The sequence below is a fragment of the Pseudalkalibacillus sp. R45 genome (assembly GCF_052246725.1).
Lineage (GTDB): Bacteria > Bacillota > Bacilli > Bacillales > Fictibacillaceae > Pseudalkalibacillus.
This window is the reverse complement of the sequence record NZ_JBQQCL010000005.1, coordinates 23,431-41,733: the sequence shown is the minus strand read 5'-3', so window position 1 is coordinate 41,733 and position 18,303 is coordinate 23,431. Positions and strand designations below refer to the sequence as shown.

The window sequence follows — 18,303 nt, the reverse complement described above, 5'->3', positions numbered from 1 at the left end:
TGCAGAATTGTAGATTATAATGATATGATAATCGTTATGTAAAAGAACCGGGAGTGAGAGTGTTGAGTAAGCGTGATTACTATGAAGTCCTAGGCGTTGACAAGAACGCTTCGACTGATGAAATAAAAAAAGCTTATCGAAAACTCGCTAGAAAATTTCATCCGGATGTTAATAAAGAATCGGATGCTGAGGAGAAATTCAAGGAAGTCAAGGAAGCATATGATGTTTTGAGTGATTCTCAGAAGAAAGCCCACTATGATCAGTTCGGACACTCAGATCCTAACCAGGGATTTGGTGCTGGTGGAGCAGACTTTGGAGGTTTCGGTGATATTTTCGATATGTTCTTTGGCGGCGGTGGCGGACGTAGAAATCCGAATGCTCCGCGTCAAGGTGCAGATTTGCAATATACGATGACTCTTAAATTCGAAGAAGCTGTTTTTGGTAAAGAGACAGATATTCAAATCCCTAAGGAAGAAGAATGTGATACATGCTTCGGATCTGGAGCGAAACCTGGAACAAAACCAGAAACATGTTCTCATTGCGGCGGCAGCGGTCAGTTGAATATTGAACAGAATACACCATTCGGCCGTGTTGTAAACCGCAGGGTATGCCACCACTGTAACGGAACTGGCAAATTCATCAAAGATAAGTGTCATACTTGTGCTGGAAAAGGCAAGGTGCGCAAGCAAAAGAAAATCCATGTGAAAATTCCAGCAGGTATCGATCACGGTCAACAGATCCGTGTAGCTGGAAAAGGAGAAGCTGGGGAGAATGCCGGACCTCCTGGAGATTTATATGTGGTAGTGCGTGTATCTCCACATGAGCTTTATAAGCGTGATGGAGATGATATATTCATCGATATGCCACTTACATTTTCTCAAGTTACACTAGGCGATGAGATTGAAGTTCCGACACTACATGGCAAAGTGAAGCTTAAAATCCCAGCGGGGACCCAATCAGGAACGAGCTTCCGTCTTCGCGGAAAAGGTGTTCAGAACGTTCGCGGGTACGGTCAAGGAGACCAGCATGTTAAAGTGAAAGTGGTTACACCGAAAAATCTGAACGAACGACAAAAACAACTTCTTCGTGAGTTTGCTGATATCAATGGAGAAACAGTAGATGAACAGCATGACAATTTGTTCAGTAAAGTAAAAAGAGCTTTTAAAGGCGAATAACAATGAAATAAAGTAACCGGACGATCCTGATGAATGAAAAATGAAAGGAAGATGGTAGATCTCATGAAATGGTCTGAAATCAGCATTCTTACAACACAGGAAGCAATTGAACCGATTTCGAATATCCTGCACGAATCTGGAGCTAGTGGAGTTGTAATTGAAGACCCGCAAGACTTGGTGAAAGTGTGGGATACCTCAATGGGAGAGATCTACCAGCTGAATCCGGACGATTACCCTGATGAAGGTGTGGTCGTAAAAGCTTATTTGCCAGTTAACAGCTTTTTAGGTGAGACGGTCGAAGAGATAAAAGAGGCCATCAATGGACTGCTGCTTCATAACATCGATCTTGGCCACAATAAAATCACGATCAGTGAAGTCCATGAGGAAGAATGGGCGACAGCTTGGAAAAAATATTATAAGCCTGTGAAAATTTCTGAACGAATCACGATCATACCAACATGGGAAGAGTATGAAAAAGTGAGTACGGATGAACTAATTGTAGAACTTGATCCAGGAATGGCTTTTGGTACAGGGACTCACCCTACGACCGTCATGTGTATCCAAGCAATCGAGAAAACGCTGAAACCTGAGGAAGAAGTGATTGATGTCGGAACAGGATCAGGCGTTCTAAGTATTGCTGCAGCGAAACTCGGAGCAAAGCATGTAACTGCATTGGATTTAGATGAAATCGCAGTGAAAAGTGCTCGATTGAACATCAAGTTAAATAAAACCCAGGATCAGATTACAGTACGTCAAAACAACCTCCTGGACAACGTCAGCGGCCAATATGACATGATTGTAGCGAACATATTAGCGGAAATCATCCTCCGTTTTGATGAGGATGCTTTCAAATTACTTAAACCTGATGGGAAGTTCATTGTTTCTGGGATCATTAAAGGAAAAAAGGATGAAGTAAAACGAGCACTTCTTGAACATGGTTTCATTATAGATGAAACGTTACTTATGGAAGACTGGGTCGCCTTCATTACGAGAAAACCTTCACAGAAAGAAATTCAGAGGACACGATAATGCAACGGTACTTTGTCCAGCCTGATCAGATGACTGATACGTTGGTTTCGATTAAAGGGGAAGATGTGAAGCATATCTCGAAAGTTATGCGCATGTCTCCTGGTAATCAAGTGATTTGCAGCGACAATCAAGGTCGTGTTGCCAGGTGTACGATTCTTGAATTGACAGATTCATCTGTGGAACTTTCGGTAGCCGAGTGGATAGAACACGAAACAGAACTGCCGATTTCTGTAACAATTGCGCAAGGTCTGCCAAAGCATGATAAACTAGAGATGATTGTCCAGAAAGGTACCGAACTTGGTGCTGAGCGATTCATTCCTTTTCAAGCAACTAGGTCGATTGTGAAATGGGATGCGAAAAAGTCTAAGAAGAAAACAGATCGACTACAAAAGATTATTAAAGAAGCCGCTGAACAATCGCATCGAAACAAAATGCCTGAATGTATCGAGCCGGTTTCCTTCAAGGAATTGATTTCTCAAAGTGAATCGTATACGATGAAAATCGTTGCATATGAAGAACAAGCGAAACAAAACGAGACGTCCCGACTGGCTAAGCTTCTTAGCAGAGCGGATATTGGAAATGAGAGTATCATCATTGTCATAGGGCCGGAAGGTGGTTTGACAGCAGAAGAAGTCGAACATCTTCATGATGCGGGGTTTATTGCCTGTGGTTTTGGACCGCGTATTCTGCGGACCGAGACTGCTTCATTATATGTGCTCGCTGCTATTTCCTATCAATTAGAATTATTGAGGTGACCATAAATGCCTTCTGTAGCGTTTCATACATTAGGATGTAAAGTAAATCATTACGAAACTGAAGCGATCTGGCAGTTATTCAAGAGTCAAGATTATGAGCGTACAGATTTCGAAAAGCGTGCGGATGTGTATGTCATCAACACTTGTACCGTAACGAATACTGGGGATAAAAAAAGTCGTCAGGTAATTCGCCGTGCCATCCGTAAAAATCCAGATGCCGTCATTTGTGTAACGGGATGTTACGCGCAGACCTCACCCGCCGAGGTCATGGCGATTCCTGGTGTTGACGTCGTCGTCGGCACGCAAGACAGAGTGAAGATGCTCGAATACATTGAACAATATAAACGTGAACGCCAGCCGATCAATGGAGTAGGGAACATTATGAAAGCACGGGTCTATGAAGAGCTTGAAGTACCCGCATTCACCGATCGTACACGTGCTTCATTAAAGATCCAAGAAGGTTGCAACAATTTCTGTACCTTCTGTATCATTCCTTGGGCGCGGGGGCTTTTACGCTCAAGAAAACCAGAGCATGTTATCGAACAAGCCCAGCAGCTTGTGGATGCAGGCTATCAAGAAATCGTCCTTACAGGAATCCATACAGCTGGCTATGGCGAGGACATGAAAGATTATAATTTCGCACAGCTTTTATCTGATATCGATGAACAGGTAAAAGGCTTGAAGCGTCTACGGATTTCTTCTATTGAGGCGAGCCAGGTAACCGATGAGGTGATCGACGTATTGGATCGTTCCGATATCGTTGTCCCTCATTTGCACATACCATTGCAATCTGGATCTGATGCGGTACTTAAACGTATGAGAAGAAAGTACAGTATGGAAATGTTTGCGGATCGATTGAACAAGCTGAAAAAAGCGTTACCAGGCCTTGCGATAACCTCAGATGTGATCGTTGGCTTCCCTGGGGAAACTGAAGAAGAGTTCATGGAAACGTATAATTTTATTAAAGATCACAAGTTTTCTGAACTTCATGTATTCCCGTTCAGCCGCAGAACAGGAACACCTGCAGCCAATATGGAAGATCAAGTTCCTGAGGATGTGAAAAATGACCGTGTCCATCGATTGATTGAACTTTCGAATCAATTAGCAAAGGAATATGCCTCTCAATATGAAGGAGAAGTCCTTGACATCATCCCGGAGGAACTTGATAAAGAGCATCCAGACGAGGATATGTACATCGGCTATACAGCGAATTATATGAAAGTCAGTATTCCTGCAACTGAAGACATGATTGGTAAACTCGTTCGTGTAAAGATTACGAAAGCGGGATACCCTGTGAACGAAGGACAATTTGTCAGAGTCATGGATTCAGAGCAGACAACAGCGTCGGCTTAAAAAACAACAAGATTTAAAAGTTAAGACATGTTGTTGAAAACAACACTCTAGACTAAAAACGGCAAAATTTAATGACTACAGAGGAGATGCGAGTATGAACATTGCAAAAATGATCGACCACACAGCATTAAAACCGGAGTTGAAAAAAGAAGACATTGTAAAACTTGCTGAAGAAGCAAAAGAATATTCATTTGCGTCAGTTTGTGTAAATCCAACATGGGTTGAAACAGCATATGAAATCCTGAAAGATACAGACGTGAAAGTATGTACAGTAATCGGTTTCCCATTAGGTGCATCGACTCCTGAAACAAAATCGTTCGAAACGAAAAATGCGATTGAAAATGGAGCGACAGAAGTGGATATGGTCATCAATATCGGTGCACTCAAAAGCAAAAACTACGATTTAGTGGAAAAAGATATCAAAGCAGTCGTAGATGCTGCGAAAGGGAAAGCCCTTACGAAAGTGATTATTGAAACATGCTTACTCACTGACGAGGAAAAGAAACAGGCATGTGAACTATCAGTGAAAGCTGGAGCGGATTTCGTAAAAACATCTACTGGTTTTTCAACAGGTGGAGCAACTCCGGAAGACGTGGCATTGATGCGTAAGGTCGTAGGACCAGAAATCGGTGTGAAAGCGAGCGGTGGAGTTAGAGGACCAGAATCCGCAAAAGAAATGATCGATGCTGGAGCAACACGAATCGGTGCAAGCTCAGGAATTGCTATCGTTAAAGGAGAAACTTCACAATTGGATTATTAATGAAAAAGGAGCTGTCCAAATGTGTCTGACACATTTCATAGGACAGCTTCTTGTTTAGATAAGATTTGTTAATCTGCTCTGTTGATTTCAAACGAAAATTTACAACACTCCTGCGGGAACGGAAGTCTTTATTGGATTGAACAGTTTTTCGTAAAGGTGGACGATCTGTTGAAATTAGAGGACAACTGTTCTGCTATTCGTGTAAAAATGGACTTTAAGTCAATGGTATTAGGCAAATAAGGTCTCTGATGTCCTCTAATTTTTGATGAAAAATGTAAACCTCTTGATTTTAGAACTTTATTGCTCTTTCTCCATGAAGCTTCGTAATTAATGCAGCAAGTAATCCCGCACATGGCAGCAGCAATAATGATGAAATGACATTGAACAACACACTTGCATGCGCAATTTGCACGTCTGGCAGATGGGTCAACAAAATGACGAACTCAGAAAAGAGTTTTAAAAACGGAAGAAAGAGGAACACGCCGATGATATTGATCCAAATGTGGGCAAAAGCGACGAGCTTCGCTTCACGTGTCGTTCCAATGGATGCAATCACTGCCGTAACACAAGTACCAACATTAGCACCTAGCATGATTGCAATACCTGATGTCAAGGAAAGGATGTTTTCGTGCATAAGTGACATGATGATGGCAGTAGTGGCTGTACTGGATTGGATGACTGCTGTCATGGTCGTTCCCAAACCTAATCCGAATAAAATATGTTCATTTGTCCTTTGAAGGAAATGCTGCACCCATGAGAGTTCAGTTATTGGACCTGCTAGGGCTTCAAAACCGTTCATTGCTACAAACATGCATCCTAAACCGAATAGGGCTGACCCGGAGCAAAACGACCATTTATTTGGATAAAGAATCATTATGAACCCGATGATCAGAAACGGTAGGATCATCTGATTAAGTTCAAGTGTTATGATTTCAGTAGATACGGTTGTCCCGATATTTGCTCCGAGTATGATACCGATCGATTGACGGAAGCTCATGAGGCCAGCCGCCACAAGACCGATGACGATCACCATGACAGCAGAACTGCTTTGTACGACAGCAGTAAGCACCGCACCTAATAAAAAGCCTTTCCAGGTCTTGTCTGTATAACGAAGAAGCAAGTCTTTGAATTTTTCTTGAGAAGCAGTATTCAATCCTAGACGCATCACAGTCATTCCGAAAATGAATATCGTCAAAAAAACTGCGAATAATGAGATTATCTGTGTCATCTGATCTTCACCACCTAGTCTATTTTATGGACGAGGTGTTTTGGACATGACGAAATAATTACACGAATAAAGGAAATAAAGTTGACGAAAAAAATAGGCATATATTATAATGTTTAAAGATATGGTTTTTCGCTCCTTTTTCTATTTTTTTGAAGGAGCTTGGAGGGAGGGAAATATATGTCTATTAGAACAAGTGTTCGTAAGAACGAATCTATAGAAGATGCACTTCGTCGTTTTAAGCGCAACGTTTCTAAAGAAGGAACATTGGCTGAGGTACGTAAGCGTAAGCATTACGAAAAGCCGAGCGTAAAGCGTAAGAAGAAGTCTGAAGCAGCTCGTAAGCGTAAGTACTAAGAGAGGGTGTTCTAATTGAGTCTTCTTGACCGTTTGAATCAAGATATGAAACAAGCGATGAAAAACAAAGAAAAACAACGACTGACGGTCATTCGTATGGTGAAGTCTTCTCTTCAGAACGAGTCGATCAAGTTAGGACACGAATTGAATGAAGAAGAGGAATTAACGGTTCTTTCTCGTGAAGTTAAACAACGGAAAGACTCCCTCCAGGAATTCAAGAAGGCTGGTCGTGAAGACTTAGTCGAAAATTTACGTCAAGAGATTGCAATACTCAACGAGTATCTCCCTGAACAATTATCCGAAGAAGAAGTCAACCAAATTGTGAAAGAAACGATTGAGCAAGTAGGAGCAACTTCCAAACAGGATATGGGAAAAGTGATGGGAGCCATCATGCCTAAAGTGAAAGGCAAGGCAGATGGTGGTCTTGTGAACCGTTTAGTACAACAGAACTTATCATAATAAATGAGCTGAAAACGTCTTGCATGTGCGAGGCGTTTTTTTACGCTTATTAGTGGGAGATGGTTTAGGATTTTCTAGACAAATCTCCGGACGATCTGGAAAACATTCACTCATATCCTCATTGTTTGATCTCACAAAAATATTTCCTTTCAAAAATGTGAAACCTAACTGTATTATTATACGTAGAAAGTGTAGATAGTAAAGGGGGTGGGTTTTATGAAACTGTTTAAAAGAAATATGAAAATCGCTTTCTATATGCTGTTGATCTTATTGCCGATGATTCTCGTACAAATAAATCCTTCACAAGCTGAAGACGGGAAAGCGGTCGTTTATGTTGCACCAGTTCAGGATGCGGTTGAAAGAGGTTTGGAATCATTTATAAAACGTTCTGTCAAAACCGCTGAAGAAAACAATGCTGATTACTTGGTGTTTGAGTTGGATACACCAGGTGGACTGGTCGATGCAGCTGGCAACATTGCAAAAATCATGAGGGAATCTGAGGTGCCGATCATAGCATATGTCACGAAACACGCTTTATCTGCAGGGGCGTACATTGCTTTGAATGCAGATCAGATCGTGATGAAACCCTCGACAACGATGGGAGCAGCTGGAGTCATCGATTCCCAGGGTAATGCAGCGGGAAAAAAAGCTGAATCAGCTTGGATCGCCACAATGGAGGCTTCCGCAGAGTTGAACGATCGTGACCCAATCTATGCTAAAGCGATGGCAGATCCTGATGTTGAGATTGAGGAATTGGGCGTAACTAAAGGTGAATTTCTGACATTGAATGCGACACAAGCGAAAAAAGTCGGTTATGCAGAAGCGATTGTCAATAATCGCAATGAACTTTTGAGCTATCTCGAAGTACCCGATGCTGAAATCAAAGAGATTGAAGTATCCTTCGCGGAAACAATCGCACGTTACGTGACACATCCAGTTGTCGTTCCTATTTTGCTATCGATAGGGAGTATCGGACTGGTGCTTGAACTTTATTCACCAGGCTTTGGTATTCCAGGAGCATTCGGTCTCGGTGCCCTACTTTTATTCTTCTTTGGCCATATGATCGCTGGACTCGCAGGCTGGGAATCTCTCATCTTGTTTGTATTAGGGATTGGCTTGATCATTGCTGAAGTGTTCGTGCCAGGTGGGATCCTAGGGGTTGGCGGAATCATCGCTGTCTTAGTGGGTATCGTTCTTGCTGGGGGATCTCTCGGAAATATCTTGCTGTCGATCCTGATTGCTTTAGTCGCTACTATCATTGTTTCAATCCTATTCTTAAAATATTTTGGATATAATGGTCCATTAAAGAAAATCATACTTTTTGACTCTACATCCAATGACAGAGGATACATTTCTAATGTTACAAAGAGTGAGTTGATCGGTTTGACCGGGACGACGATGACACCATTACGTCCATCAGGTACAGCAATCATCGGAGACGATCGTTATGATGTCGTCACCGAAGGCAGTTACATTGGAATAAATCGTCCAATAAAAATCATAAAAACGGAAGGTTCTCGGATCATCGTTAGAGAAATTAAAGAAGTAGAAAACCAAGGGGGTAACTAACTAAATGGATACAAATATTTTAACCATGGTCATTTTAATCGGGGCAGTCGTCATCGCTCTGGCTGTATTATTCACGTTCGTACCTGTAGCCCTGTGGATCTCCGCACTTGCTGCAGGCGTAAGAGTAAGTATTTTCACACTGATCGGAATGCGTTTGAGACGTGTCATTCCTTCCCGCGTCATCAATCCGTTGATCAAGGCCGTAAAAGCTGGCCTTGAACTCAGTACGAACCAGTTGGAAAGTCACTACTTAGCAGGTGGTAATGTAGACCGGGTCGTAAATGCACTGATCGCGGCTCACAGAGCAAACATTGAATTGAGCTTCGAACGCTGTGCTGCGATCGATCTTGCTGGACGTGACGTTTTAGAAGCTGTTCAAATGAGTGTCAATCCAAAAGTAATCGAGACACCTTTTATCGCTGGTGTGGCGATGGACGGTATCGAAGTGAAAGCGAAAGCTAGAATCACAGTACGCGCAAACATCGAGCGTCTTGTCGGTGGTGCAGGTGAAGACACTGTCATCGCCCGTGTAGGTGAAGGGATCGTATCAACGATCGGTTCATCGGATAATCATAAAAAAGTCCTTGAGAATCCAGATTTGATTTCTCAAACAGTACTTACAAAAGGTCTTGATGCTGGTACAGCGTTCGAAATCCTATCGATTGATATTGCCGACGTTGATATCGGTAAAAACATTGGGGCAGAATTACAAACCGAGCAAGCTGAAGCAGATAAGAATATCGCTCAAGCGAAAGCGGAAGAACGCCGTGCAATGGCAGTAGCACAAGAACAAGAAATGAAAGCGCGTGTTGAGGAAATGCGTGCGAAAGTTGTGGAAGCTGAAGCCGAAGTTCCGATGGCGATGGCTGAAGCATTACGTTCAGGAAATATCGGGGTCATGGATTACATGAACTATAATAACGTAAAAGCGGATACTGATATGAGAGGATCGATCGGTAAAGCGACTGACCCTAATAAAGATGAAGATGGCAATCCTAGAGGAGGCTCTAGATAGTGTTCGAAGCAATCCTTGAACTGCTGATGCAAAACATCTTCTTTGTGATTTTGGTCATTGGTGGTATTCTAAGCTTCTTCAAGCGTCAAATCGAAAAACAAAATGAACAGCAACAGCCTAAACGTAGACCACAACAAAAGCAACAACAACCTCATCCAGTTGAAACAAGACCTGCTCGTGTTGAGGAGCGGAGTAGATCAGAACGCCAGTGGAAAGAACGTGGTGAAAAGCTTTCTACAGATTTACAAGAGTTATATCAAACAAAGCGGGAAGAAATAGGGAAATCGGTTGAAGAACAATTAACCCGAGACTATACGCCGAGAGAATCGAGACTCCCTCGAGAAAAACCTAAGACAAGACCGAAGCTTACTCAAAATCAAGTTCTGCCCAACCCCGACAATGTTGCTCAGGGTGTCATTTGGTCAGAGGTACTTGGCCCGCCCCGTTCCAGAAAACCGCATTCTGTAACGGCTCGCTTAAGACAACGATAAAAACGATAAAACCATGTGCGCAATATGTGTACATGGTTTTTTTGATCTTTTATTCCATAAATTGACTTTTTACTAAATTCACTCCCTCCGCAGCGATCCGTAATCCTCTTCACTTGAACAGGATCTCAATGTAGAGAGAAATCATTTTTAGGTCCTGTCCTTGGTCGTTTTCCCCAGACCGAATCGGATGTAATCTTTCCTGAATGAATTAGAATATGAAAAATATAATGGTGAAAGTATGGATAACGGTGATAGTTATTGCTTTTCATTCATAAAAATGAGATGAGAGGGGGTTCGTTTATGGCGCGTTTGAAACAGAAAGTGAAAAAGTGGATGACCCGTTCTTTGGAATTACCAGCTGATGTCGTCATGGACCTGCCCAGGATCACGATGATCGGACATTTGCACATATATATTGAAAACCATAAGGGAGTTAAGAAATTCACTAATGAAGAACTCCGACTTAATCTTCAACAAGGGGAGGTCTTGATTACAGGTGAGGATTTTGTCTTGAAAACGATCCTTCCTGAGGAAATTTTAGTAGAGGGTAAAATTCTTGATGTGCGTTACATAAACATTTCTTAAAACCAATAGGGGGAGGATCCATGAAAAAATTTTGGACAAAGTACCTCAAAGGGACTGTTATCGTAAAAATTGAAGGAGAACAGGCAGAAACCTTCCTCAATTATTGTTTGAATCATAATATTCACCTTTGGGATATTAGACGGCGGAATGAATCACAGCTGGAGCTTCATATGTTTACAGACGATGCTCTTCACATAAGGAAAGCTTTAAGGGAAACCGGATGCAGATTTACAGTTGTTCGGAAACAGGGCGCACCATTCATCGTTAAATGGATGATATCGAGAGGCGGGTTCATTATAGGGCTGCTTTCCTTTTTCGTAATTGTCTTCCTGTTATCAAATATGGTTTGGAAAATCGAAGTGAGCGGTGCCGATCCCCAAACCGAACACCACCTCCGAAAAGTTGTTGATGAGCTAGGAATCAAGAAAGGAAAGCTTTTATTCCGATTACCGGACCCCCGTGAAGTCCAATATTTTGTTACCGAAAAAATGGACGAGGTTACGTGGGTTGGGGTCACATTGGACGGGACGACCTTCAAGTTTAAAGTCGTGCAAAAAGAATTGCCTGAAAAGGTGGAAGTGACTGGGCCACAAAACCTGGTCGCTAAAAAGAAAGCATTCATTACAGATATGTTCATCGAGCAAGGTCAACCGAAAGTGGAAAGAAATCAATTGGTCCAAAAAGGAGAATTATTAGTTTCAGGGTATATTGGAAAAGATAAAAACACACGCACCGTTGCTGCCAAAGGCAAAGTGTTCGGTGAGGTTTGGTATCGTGTAGATGTGATGCTGCCATTGGAGTCGAGCTTCGAAACCTACACAGGAAACAATATACACAAACATTACTTGAGTGTATTTGGTAAAAAGATTCCGATATGGGGATTCAGCGATATCACCTATGAGCATTATGAAGAATTGGAGGAAGAAAAGACGTTCCGAATGTTCATGTGGGAATTACCGATTTCATATCTAAGAAAAGATGTACAGGAATCAGAACATGTCGTTCGTAAATATACGGAGAAGGAAGCCATTGAAAAAGCGCAAGAAATGGCTGGTGAAGATCTGAAAAGCAAGTTGGATGATGAAGCAAAAATAAAAAGCGGAAAAATTTTGCACCATACAATCGACAATGGTAAAGTAAAAGTATCGATGTACTATAAAGTCATCGAAAATATTGTAAGTGAACAACCAATAATTGGAGGAGATTGAGCCATATTGTCAGAACACTTAAATATAAAGAGTTTACAAATAGACAATCCTTCAGAAGGCATTGCCTTATTCGGTCCGAATGATTCACACCTGAAAACACTTGAACAGACGTTGGACGTAGAAATCGTCACGCGTGGTGGCGGAGTTGCTGTAACTGGCGAGGAGGAAACAGCCCAACTGGTTGAAGACGTCCTTAACGCCCTTCTGTCATTAATCCGTAAAGGTGTCACTATCACCGACCGTGATGTCATCTATGCCGTACAGCTATCGAATGAAGGCATACTCGAAGAACTTGATCAATTATTTGAAGAAGAAATCACTACGAATATCAAAGGTAGACCGATTCGTTCAAAAACACTTGGTCAACGCCATTACATCAATGCGATCAAAAAGAATGATCTCGTCTTTGGAATCGGTCCAGCAGGTACCGGAAAGACATTTTTAGCTGTCGTCATGGCGGTTAAAGCTCTGAAAGAAGGTAAGGTTAAAAGAATCATCCTGACTCGTCCTGCAGTGGAAGCAGGAGAAAGTCTTGGATTTCTGCCGGGGGATTTGAAGGAAAAAGTTGATCCATACCTCAGACCTTTATATGATGCACTACATGATCTTTTCGGAGTGGAACATACGGAAAGACTTATTGAGCGTGGAACGATTGAAATTGCCCCTCTGGCATACATGAGAGGGCGTACGTTGGACGAGGCATTCGTCATACTTGATGAAGCCCAGAACACCACTCCAGAACAAATGAAAATGTTTTTGACGAGACTTGGTTTCGGATCCAAAATGATCATAACCGGGGACATTACCCAAATCGATTTGCCACGTGGAAAAGAATCAGGTCTTCGAAAAGCACAGAAAATATTCAAAGACATTCAAGGAATCAAGATTATGCATATGCAACATTCCGATGTAGTGCGGCATCCTCTTGTACAAAAAATCATAAATGCTTATGAAGTCGAAGATCATGATTAAGACCAATCCCGCTTCAAGTCAGAACCTCTCATTTTAAAAATCGAGTAACTGACTGGAAGGGTGGGATGGTCTTTTTTTCTTGGCTGAATTCGCAAACTTTATTGCTCTTGCACTTAAAGAAAGTATAAAATACTTTCTTCAGTATAAGGGCAACTAAGGCTCGACCTACAAAAGGCTTGGTCTCACCAAGTTTTCTTTAAAAGTCGTTGATTTCCGCTTCAGGATGCTCGCTTTCCGAGGGGGGCGGTGAGCCCACTCGTCGCCTAGCGGCCTCAGGAGTCTCCTTTTCAAGGAAGCATTTGTGCTCCTGTGTCTACAAGAAAGTCCTGTCGAAGCGAGCTTCCTCGTCGCATGCCTTGCGAGGAGATTATTCAGGTAGTAGGCACGCTGATCCCGCAGGACAAGGAAAGCTTCGACAGCGTTACATCGCACGAAGAAAATGCGATTTTCATTTTCGAGGAGTCTCGCACCTTGCTCTCCAATCAACTTGCACAAGGTGAGTTTTTTAAAATGAATCAAAAGCAACAATCTTTTAGAAAATTGCCTTTTTCTTTTTCGCTTTGTAAAAAAACTACTCCCTTACCGCGGGTGCTCAAATATGAAGTTGTTTTTGAAACTTTTTACATGCAAAAAAGGTATTTGAAGTATGTCTTCTTTTACAAAATTTTCTTAACCTTGTCCCTATGGGTCGAAATACGTGATAAAATAATAACATGAGAGAATGGTCCTTGTTAGTGCGTTGCTAATGAGCGGTTATCATTTGATATAGAAATTGATGAAATCCGGAAGCAGTGAAAATAATATGAGACTCCTGCGGAAAGCGAGTATATTTCCACACCATTCCAATAGAATTGCGAAAACCAACAACATTTACTAAAAGAACCTTTAATAAAGATATGATAAATTTTAATGGTGACATTAACAGGAGATTCATTGTAAGGAAATAAATAAACAATTTTATCTGACAAACCAGGGCGCCACCATAAAAGGAGTGGGATTGAATGTCTCCCAAGGTAATTAATGAACTGAAAACAAAATGGAATCAAATCGAAAATAGTAAAATAAGCCGATTCCTTCTATATTTGACGCTCGCTTTTGTGATGGTGGTTACGATGATAAGCAACGTCATTCCTGAAAAGCTGGATGTCAGTTTGAATTCGATTGCTGAAGATGATATTCAATCCCCTTACCGTATTCAAAACCAAAGGGAAACGAATGCTAAAGAAGCAGAAGCAGCTGCCTCTGTTCCAGATGAATATGTGGAGAAGGAAAATGTTGTCCTTGATCAAGTCGTTTATATTGAAAAATTGTTCACTCAGATCCAGGAGATTCAAGCAGAAGATTCTAATGAAAACGATAATTCAGATCCTAAAAAAGAGGAAGATACACCTGAAACAGATGTTGACAAAATCACTACAACCAAACAAAACATCAATTTAATTCGCAACAACCTTCCTGAATTCATTTCCAAAGACATTAAAGATGATTCATTGATCACTTTTCTGAATGCTTCTAAAGCTGAGGTTTCAATGGCTAAAGATGTTGCGATCTCGACGATAAAAACGATCATGAAGGATAAAATCACCGTTGAGCAGATCAATGAAAAGAAGAAGGAAGTTGAACCTTTTATTGAAAATGCGTTCGTATCTGACAGTGTTAAACCAGCTTTAAGCGAGATAACAGCAAGTGCGGTTACGTCTACTTATACGTTTGATGCAGAAGAGACCAAGCGATTGCGTGAAGAGGCGATAGCGAATGTAGAGCCAGTCTTCATCCGCGAAGGAGAGATCATAGTTAAAAAAGGAAGCCGTATAACCAGTGATGCTCTCTATAAGCTGGAGATTGTCGGCTTATTAAAAGAGGACTTTTCTCCATATCCATATATCGGCCTTGGATTATTGGTCCTCTTAATGACCGCCTTCTTGATCTATTACCTCCGTGATCTGATCGGTGAAAAGAAAAAAGAAAACATCAAATTGATCATTTATGTGTTATTGTTTTCGATCACGCTTATATTGATGAAAATTACCAGCTTGCTCAGTATCTATTATCCCAGTGTAGCATTCATCGTACCAGTCGCTTTTGGAACGATGATGATCAAAATGTTGATCGATGAACAGAGTGCGATCATTTCAAGTATCGTTTTCGCGATTTGTGGAAGTTTAATTTTTAACGAAAATACGGCAAGTCCATTCAATTTCACGATAGGAACCTATGTCCTTATCAGCTCACTTTCAGGTATCCTTTTCCTTGGAAAAAGGAACGTCAAATCTAAAATTCTGAAAGCCGGATTCTTTGTGTCTGTCATCAATTCGATTGTCGTATTGCTCATTTTAGCATTAACGAACGGCCAATTTGAACTGACCGATATCTCCTGGCAGGTTGGTTATGCCTTATTCTCGGGGTTCATATCCGCTGTTTTGACACTAGGGCTTTTGCCATTCTTTGAAGCAGGTTTCGGTATTTTGACTTCCATGAAGCTGATTGAACTTTCTAATCCGAACCATCCGTTACTTAGGAAATTGCTCATGGAAACACCAGGAACGTATCATCATAGTGTCGTTGTCGCCAATTTATCTGAGGCTGCATGTGAAGCGATCGGTGCAAATGGTCTTCTGGCAAGAGTGGGATCTTACTACCATGATCTTGGAAAGACGAAGCGTCCTCACTTCTTCATCGAGAACCAGATGAATATTGAAAATCCACACGATAAGATATCACCACAGCTCAGTAAAACAATTATCATCGCGCATCCGTACGATGGAGCAGAAATGCTGAGGGAATATAATCTCCCGACTGAGATTATTGATATCGCAGAGCAGCATCATGGAACCACATTATTGAAATATTTTCACCATAAAGCGATGCAGCAATCGGATAAACAGGTCACAGAATCCGACTTCCGTTATCCGGGGCCGAAACCGCAAACGAAAGAAATTGCAATCGTCTCGATCTCAGATTCGGTAGAGGCTGCTGTCCGCTCTATTGCAAAGCCTACACCGACTAAGATAGAATCATTAGTACGGAAAATCGTTGCCGAACGTTTGGAGGATGGACAGTTCAACGAATGTTCGATTACATTGAAGGAACTCGAAACCGTTACGATCAGCATTTGTGAAACGTTGAATGGTATGTTCCATTCCCGTATTGAATATCCTGAGGAAATTCATAAAAAGAAAGTGAGCCAAGCATAATGTTATCCATAGATTTATATGATGAAACCGAACAATTGGATGAATCCTTGATAAGTGAAGTAGAAACTCTGCTTCAGCATGCTGCTAAGGAAGAGTCGATCAAACAAGGAACAGAACTCTCTGTGACGTTTGTGACGAATGAACGTATCCAAGAGATCAATTCTGAGTATAGAGGGATCGACAGGCCAACTGATGTCATATCCTTTGCCCTAGAGGATGAAGTCGAGGGTGAAATGAAGATTCTTGAGGACGATCATCCGATCTTGCTTGGAGATATCATGATTTCAATTGAAAAAGCGACGGAACAAGCTGAAGAATATGGTCATTCCTTCATGCGTGAGGTTGGTTTTCTCGCAGTGCATGGATTCCTGCATTTATTAGGGTATGATCATATGGACGATGAAGATGAAAAGAAAATGTTAGCGAGACAAGACGACATACTCGATTCTTATGGATTGAAACGATCATGATTAAAGAGGTTGCGAGAAGTTTTCGCTTTGCATTTGAAGGAGTATTACAGGGCTGGCGAGAGGAACGTAATTTTCGCATCCATTGTGTTTTTGCTGTTTTTACCATTATTTTAGCTTTCTTGCTAGGTTTTTCAATTGTGAAATGGTCGATCCTCTTGCTTACGATTGGAATCGTGATGGGACTGGAATTGATGAATTCGTCAATTGAACGAGTCGTTGACCTGCTTACAGAGGAATATCATCCAGTCGCTAAAAAAGCTAAGGACTTTGCTGCTGGTTCAGTCTTTATTTTCAGTATCATTGCTGTTATAATAGGATTCCTTCTGTTTGCTGGACCAATAATTGAAATCGTTTTATAGAGGTGAATATACTTGACAAAAGATGAATTGATACAAGAAGCAATTGAAGCTAGGAAGTATGCATATACACCATATTCTAAATTCCAGGTCGGAGCAGCCTTGTTGACTGAGGATGGTAAGGTTTATCGTGGAGCTAACATTGAAAACGCTGCCTACAGTCTATGTAATTGTGCTGAACGGACAGCCTTGTTCAAGGCATACTCGGAAGGGGACAAGACGTTCCAGGCTCTGGCAGTCGTCGCAGATACCAAACGTCCAGTTCCACCTTGTGGAGCATGCAGACAAGTGATCTCAGAGCTATGTGCACCTACCATGCCTGTTTATCTGACTAATCTAAAAGGCGACACCCAAGAACTGAAAGTCAGTGAATTACTGCCCGGCGCTTTCTCACCGGAGGATTTAAATGAGTAGAGAAGGATTCAAATCAGGATTCGTTTCCATCATTGGACGTCCGAATGTTGGTAAATCGACGCTATTGAACCATGTACTTGGACAAAAAATCGCCATCATGAGTGACAAGCCTCAGACAACTCGAAACAAAATCCATGGTGTCTATACAACAAATGAAGAACAGGTGGTTTTCATCGATACACCTGGGATTCATAAACCGAAACATAAACTTGGGGACTTCATGACAAAAATTGCGCAAGAGACATTGAATGAAGTTGACATCATCTTGTTTTTGATCAATGCCGAAGAAGGTTATGGTCGTGGGGATCAGTTTATCCTTGATCGACTGCAAAATGTCAAAAGTCCTATTTTCTTAGTGATCAATAAGATTGATAAAGTGCATCCTGATGAGTTGTTGCCGATCATCGAGCAATATCGTGAAAAGCTGGATTTTGCGGAAATTGTACCTATTTCAGCCTTGAATGGCAACAATGTCAACACGTTGATGGAACAGATCACTAAATATCTTGAAGAAGGTCCGCAATATTATCCTGAGGATCAGGTGACAGATCATCCAGAACGTTTTGTTGTCGCTGAACTGATTCGTGAAAAAGTGTTGCATCTTACACACGAAGAAGTACCTCATTCCGTAGCGGTTGTTATTGATGAGATGATACCCCGGGAGAGTGGGAATATGGTCGATATCACTGCAACGATCGTTGTTGAACGCTCTTCACAAAAAGGGATATTGATTGGAAAACAAGGCGGTATGCTGAAGAAAATCGGTTCGCTTGCCCGTCAAGATATCGAGCACCTCTTAGGTTCAAAAGTTTATTTGGAACTGTGGGTGAAAGTACAGAAGGATTGGCGGAACCGTCCGTTCAATTTGAGAGATCTCGGATTCAGTGAGGACACATACTGATTAATCGGGACGTCT

The 18,303-nt window shown here is 41.6% G+C and carries 20 protein-coding genes; 19 read left to right on the top strand and 1 reads right to left on the bottom strand.

Translation table 11 applies throughout. The annotated features are described in order from the left end of the window. Window positions 1-62: 62 nt before the first annotated feature. From dnaJ to deoC, 5 genes are all read left to right on the top strand, one after another. Window positions 63-1,175, top strand: coding sequence for a molecular chaperone DnaJ (gene dnaJ, locus ACTWQL_RS10945; protein ID WP_443142481.1), 1,113 nt, complete (start codon window positions 63-65; stop codon window positions 1,173-1,175). A 63-nt stretch (window positions 1,176-1,238) separates the two neighbouring features. Beyond that, a complete protein-coding gene (gene prmA / locus ACTWQL_RS10940; RefSeq protein ID WP_443142480.1) occupies window positions 1,239-2,204 on the top strand; it encodes a 50S ribosomal protein L11 methyltransferase in 966 nt (321 codons plus the stop codon). Continuing rightward, complete coding sequence (locus ACTWQL_RS10935; protein WP_443142479.1) at window positions 2,204-2,959, top strand: 16S rRNA (uracil(1498)-N(3))-methyltransferase; 756 nt, start codon at window positions 2,204-2,206, stop codon at window positions 2,957-2,959. Before prmA ends, ACTWQL_RS10935 begins: the two co-directional genes overlap by 1 nt. Window positions 2,960-2,965: 6 nt before the next feature. Beyond that, window positions 2,966-4,312: a tRNA (N(6)-L-threonylcarbamoyladenosine(37)-C(2))-methylthiotransferase MtaB gene (gene mtaB / locus ACTWQL_RS10930; RefSeq protein WP_443142478.1), complete on the top strand. Its 1,347-nt coding sequence runs from the start codon at window positions 2,966-2,968 to the stop codon at window positions 4,310-4,312. Window positions 4,313-4,406: 94 nt separating this feature from the next. Then, entirely contained in the window at window positions 4,407-5,072 is a 666-nt protein-coding gene (gene deoC / locus ACTWQL_RS10925) for a deoxyribose-phosphate aldolase (RefSeq protein ID WP_443142477.1), read from the top strand. Window positions 5,073-5,361: 289 nt separating this feature from the next. Here the strand turns inward: deoC and ACTWQL_RS10920 are convergent, their stop codons facing one another. Further along, entirely contained in the window at window positions 5,362-6,300 is a 939-nt protein-coding gene (locus tag ACTWQL_RS10920; RefSeq protein WP_443142476.1) for a Na/Pi symporter, read from the bottom strand. 177 nt (window positions 6,301-6,477) lie between these two features. Here ACTWQL_RS10920 and rpsU point away from each other — a divergent pair, with 177 nt between their 5' ends. The 14 genes from rpsU to era all read left to right on the top strand — a co-directional run bounded on the left by rpsU (window position 6,478) and on the right by era (window position 18,288). Continuing rightward, on the top strand, window positions 6,478-6,654 hold the full coding sequence (rpsU, locus tag ACTWQL_RS10915) for a 30S ribosomal protein S21 (protein WP_221565661.1): 177 nt from the start codon (window positions 6,478-6,480) through the stop codon (window positions 6,652-6,654). A 15-nt stretch (window positions 6,655-6,669) separates the two neighbouring features. Beyond that, window positions 6,670-7,113 carry a GatB/YqeY domain-containing protein gene (locus ACTWQL_RS10910; RefSeq protein WP_443142475.1) on the top strand — a complete coding sequence of 148 codons (444 nt, stop codon included), beginning with the start codon at window positions 6,670-6,672 and terminating at the stop codon, window positions 7,111-7,113. 216 nt (window positions 7,114-7,329) lie between these two features. Beyond that, complete coding sequence (locus ACTWQL_RS10905; RefSeq protein ID WP_443142474.1) at window positions 7,330-8,682, top strand: NfeD family protein; 1,353 nt, start codon at window positions 7,330-7,332, stop codon at window positions 8,680-8,682. Window positions 8,683-8,686: 4 nt separating this feature from the next. Beyond that, window positions 8,687-9,697: a flotillin-like protein FloA gene (gene floA / locus ACTWQL_RS10900; RefSeq protein ID WP_443142473.1), complete on the top strand. Its 1,011-nt coding sequence runs from the start codon at window positions 8,687-8,689 to the stop codon at window positions 9,695-9,697. Continuing rightward, window positions 9,697-10,188 (top strand): hypothetical protein, encoded by a 492-nt coding sequence (locus ACTWQL_RS10895; protein ID WP_443142472.1) that lies wholly within the window; start codon window positions 9,697-9,699, stop codon window positions 10,186-10,188. The genes floA and ACTWQL_RS10895 overlap by 1 nt, the downstream gene beginning before the upstream one ends. 300 nt (window positions 10,189-10,488) lie before the next feature. Further along, window positions 10,489-10,773: a sporulation protein YqfC gene (gene yqfC / locus ACTWQL_RS10890; RefSeq protein ID WP_443142471.1), complete on the top strand. Its 285-nt coding sequence runs from the start codon at window positions 10,489-10,491 to the stop codon at window positions 10,771-10,773. 20 nt (window positions 10,774-10,793) lie between these two features. Next, window positions 10,794-11,981 (top strand): sporulation protein YqfD, encoded by a 1,188-nt coding sequence (gene yqfD / locus ACTWQL_RS10885; protein WP_443142470.1) that lies wholly within the window; start codon window positions 10,794-10,796, stop codon window positions 11,979-11,981. 6 nt (window positions 11,982-11,987) lie between these two features. Beyond that, a complete protein-coding gene (locus tag ACTWQL_RS10880) occupies window positions 11,988-12,953 on the top strand; it encodes a PhoH family protein (protein WP_443142469.1) in 966 nt (321 codons plus the stop codon). 351 nt (window positions 12,954-13,304) lie between these two features. Beyond that, on the top strand, window positions 13,305-13,670 hold the full coding sequence (locus ACTWQL_RS10875; protein WP_443142468.1) for a hypothetical protein: 366 nt from the start codon (window positions 13,305-13,307) through the stop codon (window positions 13,668-13,670). A 284-nt stretch (window positions 13,671-13,954) separates the two neighbouring features. Next, window positions 13,955-16,147, top strand: coding sequence for an HD family phosphohydrolase (locus tag ACTWQL_RS10870; protein ID WP_443142467.1), 2,193 nt, complete (start codon window positions 13,955-13,957; stop codon window positions 16,145-16,147). Then, window positions 16,144-16,617, top strand: coding sequence for an rRNA maturation RNase YbeY (ybeY, locus tag ACTWQL_RS10865; RefSeq protein ID WP_443142670.1), 474 nt, complete (start codon window positions 16,144-16,146; stop codon window positions 16,615-16,617). The genes ACTWQL_RS10870 and ybeY overlap by 4 nt, the downstream gene beginning before the upstream one ends. After that, the gene (locus ACTWQL_RS10860) at window positions 16,614-16,976 is read left to right on the top strand and encodes a diacylglycerol kinase family protein (protein ID WP_443142466.1); all 363 of its coding nucleotides are present in this window, start codon (window positions 16,614-16,616) and stop codon (window positions 16,974-16,976) included. Before ybeY ends, ACTWQL_RS10860 begins: the two co-directional genes overlap by 4 nt. 12 nt (window positions 16,977-16,988) lie before the next feature. Further along, window positions 16,989-17,387 (top strand): cytidine deaminase, encoded by a 399-nt coding sequence (locus ACTWQL_RS10855; RefSeq protein WP_443142465.1) that lies wholly within the window; start codon window positions 16,989-16,991, stop codon window positions 17,385-17,387. Then, a complete protein-coding gene (gene era, locus ACTWQL_RS10850; protein ID WP_443142464.1) occupies window positions 17,380-18,288 on the top strand; it encodes a GTPase Era in 909 nt (302 codons plus the stop codon). The genes ACTWQL_RS10855 and era overlap by 8 nt, the downstream gene beginning before the upstream one ends. Window positions 18,289-18,303: the final 15 nt, after the last annotated feature.

Coding starts and splice junctions, on each gene's coding strand:
- prmA (WP_443142480.1), top strand. CDS start 1,239: ATGAAATGGTCTGAAATCAGCATTCTTACAACACAGGAAGCAATTGAA.
- ACTWQL_RS10935 (WP_443142479.1), top strand. CDS start 2,204: ATGCAACGGTACTTTGTCCAGCCTGATCAGATGACTGATACGTTGGTT.
- mtaB (WP_443142478.1), top strand. CDS start 2,966: ATGCCTTCTGTAGCGTTTCATACATTAGGATGTAAAGTAAATCATTAC.
- deoC (WP_443142477.1), top strand. CDS start 4,407: ATGAACATTGCAAAAATGATCGACCACACAGCATTAAAACCGGAGTTG.
- ACTWQL_RS10920 (WP_443142476.1), bottom strand. CDS start 6,300: ATGACACAGATAATCTCATTATTCGCAGTTTTTTTGACGATATTCATT.
- rpsU (WP_221565661.1), top strand. CDS start 6,478: ATGTCTATTAGAACAAGTGTTCGTAAGAACGAATCTATAGAAGATGCA.
- ACTWQL_RS10905 (WP_443142474.1), top strand. CDS start 7,330: ATGAAACTGTTTAAAAGAAATATGAAAATCGCTTTCTATATGCTGTTG.
- floA (WP_443142473.1), top strand. CDS start 8,687: ATGGATACAAATATTTTAACCATGGTCATTTTAATCGGGGCAGTCGTC.
- yqfC (WP_443142471.1), top strand. CDS start 10,489: ATGGCGCGTTTGAAACAGAAAGTGAAAAAGTGGATGACCCGTTCTTTG.
- yqfD (WP_443142470.1), top strand. CDS start 10,794: ATGAAAAAATTTTGGACAAAGTACCTCAAAGGGACTGTTATCGTAAAA.
- ACTWQL_RS10875 (WP_443142468.1), top strand. CDS start 13,305: ATGCCTTGCGAGGAGATTATTCAGGTAGTAGGCACGCTGATCCCGCAG.
- ACTWQL_RS10870 (WP_443142467.1), top strand. CDS start 13,955: ATGTCTCCCAAGGTAATTAATGAACTGAAAACAAAATGGAATCAAATC.
- ACTWQL_RS10860 (WP_443142466.1), top strand. CDS start 16,614: ATGATTAAAGAGGTTGCGAGAAGTTTTCGCTTTGCATTTGAAGGAGTA.
- era (WP_443142464.1), top strand. CDS start 17,380: ATGAGTAGAGAAGGATTCAAATCAGGATTCGTTTCCATCATTGGACGT.